The organism is Streptomyces durocortorensis (assembly GCF_031760065.1).
Taxonomy (GTDB): domain Bacteria; phylum Actinomycetota; class Actinomycetes; order Streptomycetales; family Streptomycetaceae; genus Streptomyces.
Genome location: NZ_CP134500.1, coordinates 1,231,171 through 1,247,943, shown reverse-complemented (window position 1 = coordinate 1,247,943; position 16,773 = coordinate 1,231,171). Strand labels below are relative to the sequence as shown.

12 protein-coding genes and 3 rRNA genes are annotated in these 16,773 nt (G+C 65.9%); 11 read left to right on the top strand and 4 right to left on the bottom strand.

Going from position 1 to position 16,773, the window contains the following annotated elements; translation table 11 throughout:
- Nucleotides 1–48 precede the first annotated feature (48 nt).
- From RI138_RS05425 to RI138_RS05410, 4 genes are all read left to right on the top strand, one after another.
- Nucleotides 49–846 carry an ABC transporter ATP-binding protein gene (locus RI138_RS05425; protein WP_096628238.1) on the top strand — a complete coding sequence of 266 codons (798 nt, stop codon included), beginning with the start codon at nucleotides 49–51 and terminating at the stop codon, nucleotides 844–846.
- 121 nt (nucleotides 847–967) lie between these two features.
- The gene (locus RI138_RS05420) at nucleotides 968–1,396 is read left to right on the top strand and encodes an NfeD family protein (protein ID WP_311118977.1); all 429 of its coding nucleotides are present in this window, start codon (nucleotides 968–970) and stop codon (nucleotides 1,394–1,396) included.
- Between the two features lie 97 nt (nucleotides 1,397–1,493).
- On the top strand, nucleotides 1,494–2,468 hold the full coding sequence (locus RI138_RS05415) for an SPFH domain-containing protein (protein WP_096628242.1): 975 nt from the start codon (nucleotides 1,494–1,496) through the stop codon (nucleotides 2,466–2,468).
- Between the two features lie 84 nt (nucleotides 2,469–2,552).
- Nucleotides 2,553–3,320 carry a sulfite exporter TauE/SafE family protein gene (locus tag RI138_RS05410; protein WP_311118976.1) on the top strand — a complete coding sequence of 256 codons (768 nt, stop codon included), beginning with the start codon at nucleotides 2,553–2,555 and terminating at the stop codon, nucleotides 3,318–3,320.
- Nucleotides 3,321–3,420: 100 nt separating this feature from the next.
- Here the strand turns inward: RI138_RS05410 and RI138_RS05405 are convergent, their stop codons facing one another.
- The 3 genes from RI138_RS05405 to RI138_RS05395 all read right to left on the bottom strand — a co-directional run bounded on the left by RI138_RS05405 (nucleotide 3,421) and on the right by RI138_RS05395 (nucleotide 5,494).
- Nucleotides 3,421–3,930: an HNH endonuclease gene (locus RI138_RS05405; RefSeq protein ID WP_096628244.1), complete on the bottom strand. Its 510-nt coding sequence runs from the start codon at nucleotides 3,928–3,930 to the stop codon at nucleotides 3,421–3,423.
- 138 nt (nucleotides 3,931–4,068) lie between these two features.
- Entirely contained in the window at nucleotides 4,069–4,605 is a 537-nt protein-coding gene (locus RI138_RS05400; RefSeq protein WP_311118975.1) for a YbhB/YbcL family Raf kinase inhibitor-like protein, read from the bottom strand.
- A 106-nt stretch (nucleotides 4,606–4,711) separates the two neighbouring features.
- Entirely contained in the window at nucleotides 4,712–5,494 is a 783-nt protein-coding gene (locus tag RI138_RS05395) for a sporulation protein (RefSeq protein ID WP_096628248.1), read from the bottom strand.
- A gap of 87 nt (nucleotides 5,495–5,581) precedes the next feature.
- Here RI138_RS05395 and RI138_RS05390 point away from each other — a divergent pair, with 87 nt between their 5' ends.
- From RI138_RS05390 to RI138_RS05365, 6 genes are all read left to right on the top strand, one after another.
- Nucleotides 5,582–6,235 carry a DNA-3-methyladenine glycosylase gene (locus tag RI138_RS05390; protein ID WP_311118974.1) on the top strand — a complete coding sequence of 218 codons (654 nt, stop codon included), beginning with the start codon at nucleotides 5,582–5,584 and terminating at the stop codon, nucleotides 6,233–6,235.
- Nucleotides 6,236–6,892: 657 nt separating this feature from the next.
- Nucleotides 6,893–8,417: ribosomal RNA gene (locus tag RI138_RS05385) — 16S ribosomal RNA — on the top strand.
- A 308-nt stretch (nucleotides 8,418–8,725) separates the two neighbouring features.
- Nucleotides 8,726–11,846: ribosomal RNA gene (locus RI138_RS05380) — 23S ribosomal RNA — on the top strand.
- A gap of 111 nt (nucleotides 11,847–11,957) precedes the next feature.
- Nucleotides 11,958–12,074: ribosomal RNA gene (gene rrf / locus RI138_RS05375) — 5S ribosomal RNA — on the top strand.
- Together the 16S, 23S and 5S rRNA genes form the textbook arrangement of a ribosomal RNA operon.
- 212 nt (nucleotides 12,075–12,286) lie before the next feature.
- Complete coding sequence (locus tag RI138_RS05370; RefSeq protein WP_311118973.1) at nucleotides 12,287–13,534, top strand: hypothetical protein; 1,248 nt, start codon at nucleotides 12,287–12,289, stop codon at nucleotides 13,532–13,534.
- The gene (locus RI138_RS05365) at nucleotides 13,534–14,286 is read left to right on the top strand and encodes a tetratricopeptide repeat protein (protein ID WP_311118972.1); all 753 of its coding nucleotides are present in this window, start codon (nucleotides 13,534–13,536) and stop codon (nucleotides 14,284–14,286) included. Before RI138_RS05370 ends, RI138_RS05365 begins: the two co-directional genes overlap by 1 nt.
- 75 nt (nucleotides 14,287–14,361) lie before the next feature.
- Here RI138_RS05365 and RI138_RS05360 read toward each other — a convergent pair whose 3' ends face one another.
- Nucleotides 14,362–15,654, bottom strand: coding sequence for a DUF1015 domain-containing protein (locus RI138_RS05360; protein ID WP_096632193.1), 1,293 nt, complete (start codon nucleotides 15,652–15,654; stop codon nucleotides 14,362–14,364).
- A 70-nt stretch (nucleotides 15,655–15,724) separates the two neighbouring features.
- On the opposite strand from RI138_RS05360, the gene RI138_RS05355 reads away from it, so the two are divergent.
- On the top strand, nucleotides 15,725–16,756 hold the full coding sequence (locus RI138_RS05355; protein ID WP_311118971.1) for an HAD hydrolase-like protein: 1,032 nt from the start codon (nucleotides 15,725–15,727) through the stop codon (nucleotides 16,754–16,756).
- The last annotated feature ends 17 nt before the right edge of the window (nucleotides 16,757–16,773 follow it).

Here is a 16,773-nt window from a genome sequence, read left to right as displayed (position 1 = left end):
CACCGGCACGCGACGATCGACGAGACTGCATGGGGAGACAACGCGCTCATGAGCGATGTACTGGAGCTGGTGGACGTATCCGTGGTCCGCGACGGACGCGCTCTGGTGGACGACGTCTCCTGGTCGGTCAAGGAGGGGGAGCGCTGGGTCATCCTGGGCCCCAACGGGGCCGGCAAGACGACCCTCCTCAACCTCGCGTCCAGCTACCTCTTCCCCAGCAGGGGAACGGCCACCGTCCTCGGTGAGCAGCTGGGCGGCGTCGGCACCGACGTCTTCGAGCTGCGCCCCCGGATCGGCATGGCGGGCATCGCGATGGCCGACAAGCTGCCCAAGCGCCAGACCGTGCTGCAGACGGTCCTCACCGCCGCGTACGGCATGACCGCCACCTGGCACGAGAACTACGAGGCCGTCGACGAGGAGCGCGCCCGCGCCTTCCTGGACCGCCTCGGCATGACCGAGTACCTGGACCGCAAGTTCGGCACGCTCTCCGAAGGTGAGCGCAAGCGCACGCTCATCGCCCGCGCCATGATGACCGACCCCGAGCTGCTGCTCCTCGACGAGCCCGCCGCCGGACTCGACCTCGGCGGCCGCGAGGACCTCGTCCGCCGCCTCGGCCGCCTCGCCCGCGACCCGTTCGCCCCCTCCATGATCATGGTGACCCACCATGTCGAGGAGATCGCACCCGGGTTCACCCACGTCCTGATGATCCGCCAGGGCAAGATCCTCGCGGCGGGTCCGATGGAGACCGAGCTCAGCTCCCGCAACCTCTCGCGCTGCTTCGGCCTGCCGCTCATCGTCGAGCACACCGGCGACCGTTACACCGCCCACGGCCTCCCCCTGACCTGAGTACCTGATCACCCCGTAACCCACTCCACCCACCCCGCTCATCCCACCCGGCCACCGCCTCACCGCAGTTGGCCACCCGTGCGCCCTGTCGGTGACGGTCCGACAGTCCTACGATGACCATGTGGATATCGACGCATGGGTGTGGTGGCTGATCGGCGCGGTGGGACTGGGTATTCCCCTCGTCCTGACCGCGATGCCCGAATTCGGCATGTTCGCCGTCGGAGCGTTGGCCTCATCGGTCATCGCCGCCCTCGGGGGCGCAGTCGTCGCCCAAGTGCTGGTCTTCGTCGTGGTGTCGGTCGCACTGATCGCCGTCGTGCGCCCGATCGCCGCGAGACACCGGGCCGGACAGGCCGGTCAGGCAAGCGGCATCGACGCCCTGAAGGGGCGTCAGGCAGTCGTGCTGGAGCGTGTATCCGGCTCCGGCGGCCGCGTCAAGCTCGCCGGCGAGGTCTGGTCGGCCCGCTCGCTCGACGACGAACAGGTCTTTGAACCCGGCCGCCAGGTCGACGTCGTCGACATCGACGGGGCGACGGCCGTCGTCATGTGACCGAGCTGCCATGTGACCGAACGACCCACGAGGCGGCCCGAGTTCTGCGAGACTCGAAGTCGATCATGTTGATCAACCGAAGGACACGAGAGACACGATGCAACCGATCATCATCGTCCTGATCATTCTGGTGGTGCTCGTCTTCATCGCCCTGATCAAGACGATCCAGGTCATCCCGCAGGCCAGTGCCGCCATCGTGGAGCGCTTCGGCCGCTACACCCGCACCCTGAACGCGGGCCTGAACATCGTCGTCCCGTTCATCGACTCGATCCGCAACCGGATCGACCTCCGTGAACAGGTCGTGCCCTTCCCGCCGCAGCCGGTGATCACCCAGGACAACCTGGTCGTCAACATCGACACCGTCATCTACTACCAGGTGACCGACGCACGAGCCGCCACCTACGAAGTCGCCAGCTACATCCAGGCGATCGAGCAGCTCACCGTCACCACCCTCCGCAACATCATCGGCGGCATGGACCTGGAGCGCACCCTCACCTCCCGCGAGGAGATCAACGCCGCCCTGCGCGGCGTCCTCGACGAGGCGACCGGCAAGTGGGGCATCCGCGTCAACCGCGTCGAGCTCAAGGCGATCGAGCCGCCGACCTCCATCCAGGACTCGATGGAGAAGCAGATGCGCGCCGACCGCGACAAGCGCGCCGCGATCCTCACCGCCGAGGGCATCCGGCAGTCCCAGATCCTCACCGCCGAAGGCGAGAAGCAGTCCGCGATCCTGCGCGCCGAAGGCGAGGCCAAGGCCGCCGCCCTGCGCGCCGAAGGTGAAGCCCAGGCCATCCGGACGGTGTTCGAGTCCATCCACGCCGGAGACCCGGACCAGAAGCTGCTCTCGTACCAGTACCTCCAGATGCTCCCGAAGATCGCCGAGGGCGACGCCAACAAGCTGTGGATCGTACCCAGCGAGATCGGCGACGCTCTCAAGGGCCTCAGCGGAGCCTTCGGGAACCTCGGCGGCGGCATGCCCGGCTTCAACACCGGCGGCAACGGAAGCAACGGCGGCAACGGCAACTCCGGTGCCCCCGCGGTGGAACGACGCGAAGAACCCCCGGTCCACTGACACCCCGACCCCTTCGTGCATGATCAGTGAGGCCCCTCGACCTTCATGGCGGGGAGGCGTCACTGACCATCGAAGGAGATGGCCTTGTCCATCTGGGAAATACTCGCGGTCTTCGCGGCCGGAGTCGGTGCGGGCACGATCAACACGATCGTCGGCTCGGGCACCCTGATCACCTTCCCCGTCCTGCTCGCCACCGGCCTCCCGCCGGTCACCGCGACCGTGTCCAACGCACTGGGCCTCATCCCCGGCTCCATCAGCGGAGCCATCGGCTACCGCAAGGAACTGGCCGGGCAACGCCGACGCGTCCTCAAACTGAGCGCCGGCGCGGCCGTCGGCGGCCTCACCGGGGCGACCCTCCTGCTCGCCCTGCCCTCGACTGCCTTTGAGACGATCGTCCCGGTCCTGGTCGCGCTCGCCCTGGTCCTGGTGATCCTGCAACCCCGCATCAGCAAAGCCGTACAGCGCAGCCGCGAACACACCGGCACCACCGCTCGCCCCGACGGCGGCCCGCTCCTCTTCGTCGGACTGATGCTCGCCAGCGTCTACGGCGGCTACTTCACCGCCGCCCAGGGGATCATCTACCTCTCCCTGATGGGCATGCTGCTCGACGACACCATGCAGCGCCTCAACGCCGTCAAGAACGTCCTGGCCGCCGTCGTCAACAGCATCGCCGCGCTGTTCTTCCTCTTCGTCGCGCACTTCGACTGGACGGCCGTCCTCCTGATCGCCGTCGGCTCGGCCATCGGCGGCCAGATAGGCGCCAAGGTCGGCCGCCGCCTCAGCCCCACCGTCCTGCGCGCCCTCATCGTCGCCGTCGGCACGGTGGCCATCGTCCAGCTGCTGCTCCGCTGACATACGTGGGCCCGCCCCACAGGGACGGGCCCACACCAACCGCACACGGCGTACGTCGATCACGCCACGGCCCCACGCAGCCGCGCGGAACCTCCGCGCGCTACGCCACCGCTGCCCGGTCCAGCCACTCGGGAAGTGCCGCCCGGTCACCTGCGCCCATCGCCAGCAGCATCGCCTCGGCGGGGGAGGGGACGAACGGCTGCTTCAGCAGCGGCATCCCCGCCTGCTGCGGCGTCCGGGCCGCCTTGCGGTGGTTGTCCTCGGCGCAGGAGGCCACCGTGTTCAGCCAGGTGTCCTGCCCGCCCTGGGCACGCGGCACCACATGGTCGACGGTGGACGCCCGCCGCCCGCAGTACGCGCACCGGTACTGGTCCCGCACGAGCACGCCCCTCCTGGACCACGGGGCCTGTCTTCGGAACGGCACCCGTACATACCGGCAGAGCCTGATCACCCGGGGCGCCGGAATATCCACGGCGGCACCACGCATACGGAGCTCGGGATGCGACTGCTCGACGACGGCCTTGTCCGTCAGGATCAGGACCACCGCACGGTTGAGCGTCACTGTCGACAGCGGCTCGAAGCTCGCATTGAGAACCAGCGTGTCACGCATCCTGCCCACCTCCCGTGTGCCGCCCGCCCCCTGGCAGGCCCGGATCAACTCTGGCTGGGCAGGCCGCGATGGACAACGCAATAAAAAATGCCCTGCTCTGATCTCTCCAAGACCAGAGCAGGGCAAACAGCAAACGAACTAATCGCTGACAGGAGCCTCGTACTCACCGATCAGCTGAGCACGCCCCAGCGTGTGGAACCGGAGGTTGAACCCGACCACGGCGGGCGACGCGTCACTGTCGATCCCGAGCTTCTCGGTGTCCACCGCGTACACGGTGAACACATAGCGGTGGTTCTCCCCGGCCGGCGGCGCGGCACCGCCGAAGTCCTTCGACCCGTAGTCGTTACGGGCCTGCACGGCCCCCTCCGGCAGCCCCGCGAACGCCCCGCTGCCCGCACCGGCCGGCAACTCGGTCACCGACGCCGGAATGTCGAAGAGCACCCAGTGCCAGAATCCGCTCCCTGTCGGCGCGTCCGGGTCGAAACACGTCACGGCGAAGCTCTTGGTGCCCTCCGGGAACCCGTCCCACCGCAGCTGCGGCGAAGTGTTCCCGGCCGCAAGCACCTGAGCGTCACCCAGCACGGCCCCCGGCGCGAGATCGTCGCTCACCAAGGTGAACGCCGGAACCTCCGGATGGAAATCGTGCGGCAGCGGGGCCCTCGTCGGCTCGGTCACGTCTCGTACCTCTCCTGATCGGCTCGTCTGCCGACGAGCGGCTCCCCAGCCGCCCGCCGCGCAGGTCTTCGGCAGGTTTCCCCACCCGACCCTAGGGCCTTTCGCCCTAGAGCCAGTTGCGCTGACCGCCGACCTGGGCCAGCCACTGGTTGAGGTACGCCGCCCAGTCCGTCCGGTGGTAGTCGTGCAGCCCCACCTGGAACGCGCGGTAGGAGTCGCTGCCCTGGCTGAACAGCCCCGGCTTCTTGTCCATCTCCAGGACGACGTCCATCTCACGGTCGTCGGCGACGAACGTCAGCTCCACCTGGTTCAGCCCGCGGTACTGCGTCGGCGGAACGAACTCGATCTCCTGGTAGAACGGCAGCCGCTGACGCGTACCGCGGATGTGACCCCGTTCCATGTCCGCGCTGCGGAAGCCGAAGCCCAGCTGGCCGAAGGCGTTCAGGATGGCCTCCTGCGCCGGCAGCGGGTGCACGTTGATCGGGTCCAGGTCACCGGAGTCCAGCGCGCGGGCGATCTCCAGCTCGGTGGTCACCCCGATGTTCATCCCGCGCAGCTGCTGGCCGCCGAACATCGTGACCGGCGTCTCCCAGGGAATCTCCAGGCCGAACGGCACCACGTGCACCGCGCCCGCCTGGACCTCGAAGGCCCCGCCGAGCTGAAGCTTGGTGAACTCGATGTCCTGCTTGGTCTCCTGGTCCCCGCTCTCGACCTCGACCCGCGCCTGGAGCCCGACATTGAGCCCCTCGATCTGCTGCGGCACCGATCCGCCCTGAATGCGGACCTCGCCCTGGACGACCCCACCGGGGACGACGTTCACCTCGGTGAGCTCGGTCTCCACCGACGCGCCACCGGCACCCATGCTCGCGAGCAGCCGCTTGAAGCCCATAGTCACTCCTTCTAGGTCCTGACCCCTACATACGCGCCACGACCGTAGCCGGTTCCCGTGCGGGCGATCCCAGTACCCTCGGACCCCATGACCACGAGCCCCGACCGCGCACCCCTCACACGCGACTTCTTCGACCGCTGCGTCCTGGAGGTCGCCCCCGACCTCCTGGGCCGCACCCTGGTCCGGCACAGCGCGGGGGGCACGATCGAGCTGCGCCTGACCGAGGTGGAGGCGTACGCGGGTGAGGTCGACCCGGGCTCGCACGCCTACCGCGGCCGCACCCCCCGTAACAGCGTGATGTTCGGCCCGCCCGGTCATACGTACGTCTACTTCACGTACGGGATGTGGCACTGCCTCAACCTGGTCTGCGGTCCGGAAGGCCGGGCGAGCGGGGTCCTGCTCCGGGCGGGCGAGATCGACGTCGGCGTCGGCCTCGCCCGCGAGCGGCGCATCTCGGCCCGCAGCGACAAGGAACTGGCCAAAGGCCCCGCCCGCCTGGCCACCGCCCTCGACGTCGACCGAGAGCTGAACGGCAGCGACCTCTTCGACGGCCCCGCCCCCGCCCTGTCCGTACTGCACGGCACCCCGCCACCCCGTGACCTGGTACGCAGCGGCCCCCGCACGGGCGTGGGCGGCGACGGGGCCCACCAGCCCTGGCGCTTCTGGATCGACGGAGACCCCACGGTGAGCCCGTACCGCGCCCACGCGCCACGCCATCGGGCGAGCCGCAGGACAACTTGACGCACCCTCGGCGGAGGCCTAATGTAGTCCGAGCCGCTTGACACGGGTACAGCTGTCGGCACGGTCCCTCGGACCGGACCGAGCCACTCGAAGCGGCCACACCACTACCTACGACTCACCCTGGCGGGTGCGAATTTGGCATGCCCGTAATTCGCTCGACAGGCTCGATTATGAGCTGCCAAGGGAATCGGCTAACGTAGTGAACACGCCGAAAGGCAAAGGCCCTCCACAGGCCACCGGAAATCGAATTCGGACCGGAAACGGAACGAAAAAGAGTCTGGTAAAGTTGGAACCGCCGGAAAGGGAAAACGCGAAAGCGAAGAACCTCGAAAGCACCCCGCTTCGACCGGGAATCGGACACGAAAGAGTCTGATAGAGTCGGAAACGCAAGAACGAAGGGAAGCGCCCGGAGGGCCCCGGTGAAACGGGACCGAAGGAAGCGTCCGTTCCTTGAGAACTCAACAGCGTGCCAAAAGTCAACGCCAGATATGTTGATACCCCGGCCTGCACCTGGTGCAGGTTGGAGGTTCCTTTGAAAGTCCTACGGTCGCCATGTGCGGCGGTAGGCAACAACACAGCGAGGACGCTGTGAACAGCGGGTCTTATTCCGACCGGTTGTTCCGCTCTCGTGTGTGTGCACCCGATTACGGGTAAACATTCACGGAGAGTTTGATCCTGGCTCAGGACGAACGCTGGCGGCGTGCTTAACACATGCAAGTCGAACGATGAAGCCTTTCGGGGTGGATTAGTGGCGAACGGGTGAGTAACACGTGGGCAATCTGCCCTTCACTCTGGGACAAGCCCTGGAAACGGGGTCTAATACCGGATAACACTCTGTCCCGCATGGGACGGGGTTAAAAGCTCCGGCGGTGAAGGATGAGCCCGCGGCCTATCAGCTTGTTGGTGGGGTAATGGCCTACCAAGGCGACGACGGGTAGCCGGCCTGAGAGGGCGACCGGCCACACTGGGACTGAGACACGGCCCAGACTCCTACGGGAGGCAGCAGTGGGGAATATTGCACAATGGGCGAAAGCCTGATGCAGCGACGCCGCGTGAGGGATGACGGCCTTCGGGTTGTAAACCTCTTTCAGCAGGGAAGAAGCGAAAGTGACGGTACCTGCAGAAGAAGCGCCGGCTAACTACGTGCCAGCAGCCGCGGTAATACGTAGGGCGCAAGCGTTGTCCGGAATTATTGGGCGTAAAGAGCTCGTAGGCGGCTTGTCACGTCGGATGTGAAAGCCCGGGGCTTAACCCCGGGTCTGCATTCGATACGGGCTAGCTAGAGTGTGGTAGGGGAGATCGGAATTCCTGGTGTAGCGGTGAAATGCGCAGATATCAGGAGGAACACCGGTGGCGAAGGCGGATCTCTGGGCCATTACTGACGCTGAGGAGCGAAAGCGTGGGGAGCGAACAGGATTAGATACCCTGGTAGTCCACGCCGTAAACGTTGGGAACTAGGTGTTGGCGACATTCCACGTCGTCGGTGCCGCAGCTAACGCATTAAGTTCCCCGCCTGGGGAGTACGGCCGCAAGGCTAAAACTCAAAGGAATTGACGGGGGCCCGCACAAGCAGCGGAGCATGTGGCTTAATTCGACGCAACGCGAAGAACCTTACCAAGGCTTGACATATACCGGAAAGCATCAGAGATGGTGCCCCCTTGTGGTCGGTATACAGGTGGTGCATGGCTGTCGTCAGCTCGTGTCGTGAGATGTTGGGTTAAGTCCCGCAACGAGCGCAACCCTTGTTCTGTGTTGCCAGCATGCCCTTCGGGGTGATGGGGACTCACAGGAGACTGCCGGGGTCAACTCGGAGGAAGGTGGGGACGACGTCAAGTCATCATGCCCCTTATGTCTTGGGCTGCACACGTGCTACAATGGCCGGTACAATGAGCTGCGATGCCGCGAGGCGGAGCGAATCTCAAAAAGCCGGTCTCAGTTCGGATTGGGGTCTGCAACTCGACCCCATGAAGTCGGAGTTGCTAGTAATCGCAGATCAGCATTGCTGCGGTGAATACGTTCCCGGGCCTTGTACACACCGCCCGTCACGTCACGAAAGTCGGTAACACCCGAAGCCGGTGGCCCAACCCCTTGTGGGAGGGAGCTGTCGAAGGTGGGACTGGCGATTGGGACGAAGTCGTAACAAGGTAGCCGTACCGGAAGGTGCGGCTGGATCACCTCCTTTCTAAGGAGCATCTAGATTCCGTAAGGGATCCAGAGCCACTACGTCGGCAAATGTTCGACGGTGGTCAGCTCATGGGTGGAACGTTGACTATTCAGTACCTGGTGGTTCAGCCGGGTCGTGAGTACTGCCCCTTCGGGGCGTGGAAAGCGAACCGTATGAATTCCGGGTACTGGGCGCGCTGTTGGGTGTCTGAAGGTACGGCCGATAAGGCTGCCTTCGACGCCGGCCCCAGTGAACTCGTCCTTAGGGACGGGGTGATGGGTGGCTGGTCGTTGCTTGAGAACTGCACAGTGGACGCGAGCATCTGTGGCCAAGTTTTTAAGGGCGCACGGTGGATGCCTTGGCACCAGGAACCGATGAAGGACGTGGGAGGCCACGATAGTCCCCGGGGAGCTGTCAACCAAGCTTTGATCCGGGGGTTTCCGAATGGGGAAACCCGGCAGTCGTCATGGGCTGTCACCCGCTGCTGAACACATAGGCAGTGTGGAGGGAACGAGGGGAAGTGAAACATCTCAGTACCCTCAGGAAGAGAAAACAACCGTGATTCCGGGAGTAGTGGCGAGCGAAACTGGATGAGGCCAAACCGTATGCGTGTGATACCCGGCAGGGGTTGCGCATGCGGGGTTGTGGGAGTTCTCTTGATCAATCTGCCGGTTGGTCGGCGAGTCAGAAACCGTTGGTGTAGGCGAAGGACATGCGAAAGGTCCGGCGTAGAGGGTAAGACCCCCGTAGCTGAAACATCAACGGCTCGTTTGAGAACCACCCAAGTAGCACGGGGCCCGAGAAATCCCGTGTGAATCTGGCGGGACCACCCGCTAAGCCTAAATATTCCCTGGTGACCGATAGCGGATAGTACCGTGAGGGAATGGTGAAAAGTACCGCGGGAGCGGAGTGAAATAGTACCTGAAACCGTGTGCCTACAAGCCGTGGGAGCGTCGCTGTGTGTGCTTGCACATGCAGTCGTGACTGCGTGCCTTTTGAAGAATGAGCCTGCGAGTTAGCGGTGTGTAGCGAGGTTAACCCGTGTGGGGAAGCCGTAGCGAAAGCGAGTCCGAATAGGGCGTTTGAGTTGCACGCTCTAGACCCGAAGCGGAGTGATCTAGCCATGGGCAGGTTGAAGCGGAGGTAAGACTTCGTGGAGGACCGAACCCACCAGGGTTGAAAACCTGGGGGATGACCTGTGGTTAGGGGTGAAAGGCCAATCAAACTCCGTGATAGCTGGTTCTCCCCGAAATGCATTTAGGTGCAGCGTCGTGTGTTTCTTGCCGGAGGTAGAGCACTGGATAGGCGATGGGCCCTACCGGGTTACTGACCTTAGCCAAACTCCGAATGCCGGTAAGTGAGAGCGCGGCAGTGAGACTGTGGGGGATAAGCTCCATGGTCGAGAGGGAAACAGCCCAGAGCATCGACTAAGGCCCCTAAGCGTACGCTAAGTGGGAAAGGATGTGGAGTCGCAGAGACAACCAGGAGGTTGGCTTAGAAGCAGCCACCCTTGAAAGAGTGCGTAATAGCTCACTGGTCAAGTGATTCCGCGCCGACAATGTAGCGGGGCTCAAGCGTACCGCCGAAGTCGTGTCATTCACACATATAGGGCCAACGCCTGTGTGGATGGGTAGGGGAGCGTCGTGTGCCGGGTGAAGCAGCCGCGGAAGCGAGTTGTGGACGGTTCACGAGTGAGAATGCAGGCATGAGTAGCGATACACACGTGAGAAACGTGTGCGCCGATTGACTAAGGGTTCCTGGGTCAAGCTGATCTGCCCAGGGTAAGTCGGGACCTAAGGCGAGGCCGACAGGCGTAGTCGATGGACAACCGGTTGATATTCCGGTACCCGCTTTGAAACGCCCAGTACTGAATCAGGCGATGCTAAGTCCGTGAAGCCGGCCCGATCTCTTCGGAGTTGAGGGTAGTGGTGGAGCCGATGAACCAGACTTGTAGTAGGTAAGCGATGGGGTGACGCAGGAAGGTAGTCCAGCCCGGGCGGTGGTTGTCCCGGGGTAAGGGTGTAGCCCGTGTGGTAGGTAAATCCGTCACACATTAAGGGTGAGACCTGATGCCGAGCCGATTGTGGTGAAGTGGATGATCCTATGCTGTCGAGAAAAGCCTCTAGCGAGTTTCATGGCGGCCCGTACCCTAAACCGACTCAGGTGGTCAGGTAGAGAATACCGAGGCGTTCGGGTGAACTATGGTTAAGGAACTCGGCAAAATGCCCCGTAACTTCGGGAGAAGGGGGCCATCACTGGTGATCCGATTTACTCGGTGAGCTGGGGTGGCCGCAGAGACCAGCGAGAAGCGACTGTTTACTAAAAACACAGGTCCGTGCGAAGCCGTAAGGCGATGTATACGGACTGACGCCTGCCCGGTGCTGGAACGTTAAGGGGACCGGTTAGCTGACTTTCGGGTTGGCGAAGCTGAGAACTTAAGCGCCAGTAAACGGCGGTGGTAACTATAACCATCCTAAGGTAGCGAAATTCCTTGTCGGGTAAGTTCCGACCTGCACGAATGGCGTAACGACTTCTCGACTGTCTCAACCATAGGCCCGGTGAAATTGCACTACGAGTAAAGATGCTCGTTTCGCGCAGCAGGACGGAAAGACCCGGGACCTTTACTACAGTTTGATATTGGTGTTCGGTTCGGCTTGTGTAGGATAGGTGGGAGACTTTGAAGCGGCCACGCCAGTGGTTGTGGAGTCGTCGTTGAAATACCACTCTGGTCGTGCTGGATGTCTAACCTGGGTCCGTGATCCGGATCAGGGACAGTGTCTGATGGGTAGTTTAACTGGGGCGGTTGCCTCCTAAAGAGTAACGGAGGCGCCCAAAGGTTCCCTCAGCCTGGTTGGCAATCAGGTGTTGAGTGTAAGTGCACAAGGGAGCTTGACTGTGAGACCGACGGGTCGAGCAGGGACGAAAGTCGGGACTAGTGATCCGGCAGTGGCTTGTGGAAGCGCTGTCGCTCAACGGATAAAAGGTACCCCGGGGATAACAGGCTGATCTTCCCCAAGAGTCCATATCGACGGGATGGTTTGGCACCTCGATGTCGGCTCGTCGCATCCTGGGGCTGGAGTCGGTCCCAAGGGTTGGGCTGTTCGCCCATTAAAGCGGTACGCGAGCTGGGTTTAGAACGTCGTGAGACAGTTCGGTCCCTATCCGCTGTGCGCGTAGGAATATTGAGAAGGGCTGTCCCTAGTACGAGAGGACCGGGACGGACGAACCTCTGGTGTGCCAGTTGTCCTGCCAAGGGCATGGCTGGTTGGCTACGTTCGGAAAGGATAACCGCTGAAAGCATCTAAGCGGGAAGCCTGCTTCGAGATGAGTATTCCCACCCTCTTGAGGGGTTAAGGCTCCCAGTAGACGACTGGGTTGATAGGCCAGATGTGGAAGCCCGGTAACGGGTGGAGCTGACTGGTACTAATAGGCCGAGGGCTTGTCCTCAGTTGCTCGCGTCCACTGTGTTGTTCCCGGGTTGCGAACAGTTATCGCTCCGGTTGAACAGTTTCACTACTTAATTGAAGAGTGTGCTTGTTCGCTAGAACCCGATAGGGTTTCGGTGGTCATTGCGTTAGGGAAACGCCCGGTTACATTCCGAACCCGGAAGCTAAGCCTTTCAGCGCCGATGGTACTGCAGGGGGGACCCTGTGGGAGAGTAGGACGCCGCCGAACAATCTTTCAAGGACCCCTGGTCCCAGCGTTCACGCTGGGACCAGGGGTCCTTTTGTTTTTGTCGAAGCGCGTCGGAAGGTCGGCTGCGCGAGAATGTCTGTGGTACCCGACGACAGGAGTCACACCCATGTCCACCAACTCTCCCGACGACCGTCCGGAGCGCGAGCCGCGTCGCCGGGACGGCGGTGACAGGGGCGGTTACCGCGGTGGTCGTGACGACCGGTCCGGTTCCGGCGCACCTCGACGTGACAACGACAGCCGTGGCAACGACCGCGGTGGCTTCCGCCGCGACGACCGGGATCGCGACCGTGACCGGGGGCCGCGTCGTGATGACCGTGGTGGGCGTCCCAGTGGTGGCTTCGAGCGGCGTGATGACCGGCCGCGTGGCCCGCGTCGTGACGATGACCGGCCCTCCGGCGGTGGTTTCCGCCGTGACGACAACCGCGGTGGCGGTTCCGGTGGTGGTTTCCGGCGTGATGACAACCGTGGTGGGGGTTCCGGCGGCGGGTTCGAGCGGCGTGATGACCGGCCGCGTGGCCCGCGTCGTGAGGATGACCGGCCCTCCGGCGGTGGTTTCCGCCGTGACGACAACCGCGGTGGCGGTTCCGGCGGCGGTTTCCGCCGTGATGACAACCGGGGCGGCGGTTCCGGTGGTGGTTTCCGGCGTGACGACCGTGACCGGGGCCGTGACGGTGATCGCGATCGTGGGTTCCGTCGTGATGACGACCGTGGTGGGTACCGCGGTGGTCAGCAGCGTGATGACCGAGGCGGGCGTCCCAGCGGTGGCTTCGAGCGGCGCGATGACCGGCCGCGCGGCCCCCGTCGTGACGACGACCGGCCCTCCGGCGGCGGCTTCCGCCGTGACGACAACCGCCCTGCCGGCTTCCGCCGTGACGACAACCGTGGTGGCGGTTCGGGTGGTGGCTTCCGCCGTGACGACAACCGCCCTGCCGGCTTCCGCCGTGATGACAACCGGGGCGGCGGTTCCGGTGGTGGTTTCCGGCGTGACGACCGTGACCGGGGCCGTGACGGTGACCGCGATCGTGGGTTCCGTCGTGATGACGACCGTGGTGGGTACCGCGGTGGTCAGCAGCGTGATGACCGTGGCGGGCGTCCCAGTGGTGGCTTCGAGCGGCGTGATGACCGGCCGCGCGGTCCGCGTCGTGAGGATGACCGGCCCTCCGGCGGTGGTTTCCGCCGTGACGACAACCGCGGTGGCGGTTCCGGCGGCGGTTTCCGCCGTGATGACAACCGCGGCGGCGGTTCCGGCGGTGGTTTCCGGCGTGACGACCGGGACCGGGACCGCGGCGGCTACCGTGGCGGGCAGCGTGACGACCGGGACCGTGGTGGCTTCCGCGGGCGTGACGACCGCGACCGGGACCGTGAGCCGATCAAGCGGCTTCCGATCCCCGACGACGTCACCGGCGACGAGATCGACAAGGACGTACGCCAGGAGCTGATGAGCCTGCCGAAGACCCTTGCCGAGGATGTCGCGCGCAACCTCGTCATGGTGGCCCGGCTCATCGACGAGGACCCCGAGCAGGCGTACGCGTACGCCCGGATCGCTCTGCGGCTCGCCTCGCGGGTCGCGGCGGTGCGTGAGGCGGCCGGGTTCGCGGCGTACGCGACCCAGAAGTACGCCGAGGCGCTCGCGGAGTTCCGGGCGGCCCGGCGGATGACCGGGTCCGTGGAGCTGTGGCCCGTCATGGCGGACTGCGAGCGTGGACTCGGGCGGCCCGAGCGGGCGATGGCCATGGCCGGTGAGCCCGAGGTGCAGAAGCTGGACAAGGCCGGGCAGGTCGAGATGCGGCTGGTGGCCGCCGGAGCCCGCCGGGACATGGGCCAGATCGACGCCGCCATCGTGACCCTCCAGAGCCCCGAGCTGGCGTCCAACTCCGTCCAGCCGTGGACGCCGCGTCTTCGCTACGCGTACGCCGACGCCCTGCTGGAGGCGGGGCGCGAGGACGAGGCGCGGGAGTGGTTCGGCAAGGCGATGGAGGCCGACAAGGACGGCGCGACGGACGCGTCGGACCGGCTGGCCGAGCTGGACGGTGTGGAGTTCGTCGACGCACTCAGCGACGACGGGGCCGACGACGTCGCCGGTCTTGCCGGTCTCACCGGGGAAGCGGCCGAAAGCCGCGAGACCGCGCGGGACGACGACCGTGAGGACGGCGAGGACGGTCCCGTGGACGGTTCCGTCACGGGTCAGTAGGCCACGAAGTCGGTAAGCGATGACGAAGGGGGCGGCACTCCGGCCGGAGTGCCGCCCCCTTCGTCATGTCCGGCGTCAGTCGACGGTGAGGCTCCGCATGACCAGGCCCGTCGCCGGCTTCGGACCGAACGAGGTCGACTTACGGGGCATGGTGACGCCCTGCCGGGCCAGGTCCCGGACGACCTCTTCGCGTACCGGATGCATCAGTACCGCCGTCGCGCCGAGACGTTCGGCCTGCTCGACGGCTGCCGCCGTGTCGTGGATGTAGCCGATGTGCTCGGGGGCGTCGGGGATCCGCCACACCTCGTCGAGCAGCGCGGAGTGCAGGACCGTCGCGTCCAGGGTGCGCCAGGCGTCGGGCCGGTCCGCCCGGACGGTCCTGGCCAGCAGCGCCGGGTCGGGCCGGTCCACGAGATGGAAGCCGCCGTCGCCCGCGAGGAGGAACGCGTTGCCCTGCGCCGCCGCGTCGGCGAGCGCGTCGAGTGCCCGGGGAAGCGGCCCGTCCACCGGGGTGACGCGGAAGAGGCCGGTCAGCGCATCGAGGGCGCGGGAAAGCGGCAGACCGCGCAGCAGCCGGTGGATCGCCCGGACCTGGAGCGGGTGGCGGGCCGTGTCCACGAGGAGGACGAGGCCGTAGTCCCACGGGCCGGGAGCGGTCTGTTCCCGCTGGAGCCGGAGGTAGGTGGCCCAGCGGTGGTGGCCGTCCGCGATGAGAGCCTGGTGCCGGGCGAGGTCTGTCTCGATCTCGCTCCGCTCGGCCGGGTCCGTCACGGCCCACAGGCGGTGCCGGAAGCCGTCCTCCGTCGTGGTGGCGAGCAGCGGCTCGCCCAGGACCGTGCGCTCGATCACCGCTGCCGCGCCGGTCGGTGTGCCGTCGTCGGAGCGGTCGTCGCCGCGGTAGGTCAGCAGCAGCGGTTCCAGATGGGCCCCCGTCGTCCGCATCAGCTCCGCGCGGTCCGCCACGACGTCGTCCATGACGTCCTCGTGCGGGAGCACGATGCCCTCGGAGGCGGGGGAGAGCGCCAGGGCGCCGATCAGGCCCCGCTGGAGGATCTCGTCGTTGCGCTGCTCGTAGACGTACAGCACCGGGTCCGGGTCCGCGGCGATGACCCCCTCGGCCAGCCAGCGGTCCAGGGTGGCGGCCGCCTGTCGGTGCCGTTCCCGGGCCGTGTCGGCCTGGGGGAGGATGAGGCGCACGATGTTGTGCGGATCCGCGGACTCCAGGTGATGCAGCCCGTCCGGCCGGACCACCACGTCGTACGGGGGCGAGGTCACGGCGGCAAGGCTGCCGACGCGCTCGGGCACGTAACGCAGTCCGCGGAACGGGATCAGCCGCAGCCCCTGGGCGTCGGGACCTGAAGTGTTCATCAGGGCATCGTATGTGTGCCGTGGGCATACGCGATGATCGGGTCAGAAGCGTGGAAGAGGAGCGAGCCATATGAGCCACCAGCAGGACAGGTCCCGGCCGTCGGGGAGCAGTACGGCGCTGAGCGAGGCGTACGACACGGCCCTCCTCGATCTGGACGGAGTCGTGTACGCGGGCGGGGAGGCCATCGCGTACGCCGTGGACTCGCTGGCCGCCGCGCGGGCCGGGGGCATGCACCTCGCGTACGTCACCAACAACGCGCTGCGGACTCCGGACGCGGTGGCGGAGCACCTCACGCGGCTGGGGGTGCCGGCCGAGGCCTCCGACGTGATCACTTCCGCCCAGGCCGTCGCCCGGCTGGTGGCCGATCAGCTGCCGCCGGGGGCCCGGGTGCTGGCGATCGGCGGGGAGGGGCTGCGGGTCGCGCTGCGAGAGCGCGGGCTGGTGCCGGTGGAGTCGGCGGACGACGACCCGGCCGCGGTGGCCCAGGGGTACGGCGGGCCGGACCTGGCGTGGGGGCGGTTCGCGGAGGCGAGCTACGCGATCCGGCGCGGGCTGCCGTGGTTCGCGTCCAACACCGACCTGACCATTCCGAGCGCCCGGGGCATCGCGCCCGGCAACGGGGCCGCCGTCGAGGTCGTACGGATCGCCACCGGGGCCGAGCCGCAGGTGGCCGGCAAGCCGTTGCCGCCGATGCACCGCGAGACCGTGCTGAGGACCGGTGCGAAGCGGCCGCTCGTCGTCGGGGACCGGCTGGACACGGACATCGAGGGCGCGTTCAACGGGGACGTGGACTCGCTGCTGGTCCTGACCGGGGTGACCGACGCCGCCCAGCTGCTCGCCGCCCCGCCGCAGCACCGGCCGACCTATGTGGACCGGGACCTGCGGGGGCTGCTGACCGGGCAGCCCGAGGTGACGGGGGACGGGGAGACCTACCGGTGCGAGGGGTGGAGGGCTTCCGTGCACGGGGACACGCTGGTCCTGGAGGGCGAGGGCGACCCGCTCGACGGGCTGCGGGCGCTCTGCGCGGCAGCCTGGACCTTCGCCGGTGCGGGCGGGTGCGAGCTGGAGACGGGGAAGGCTGTCGCCGCACTCGGGTTCTGAGTGGTGTCCCGGCCGCT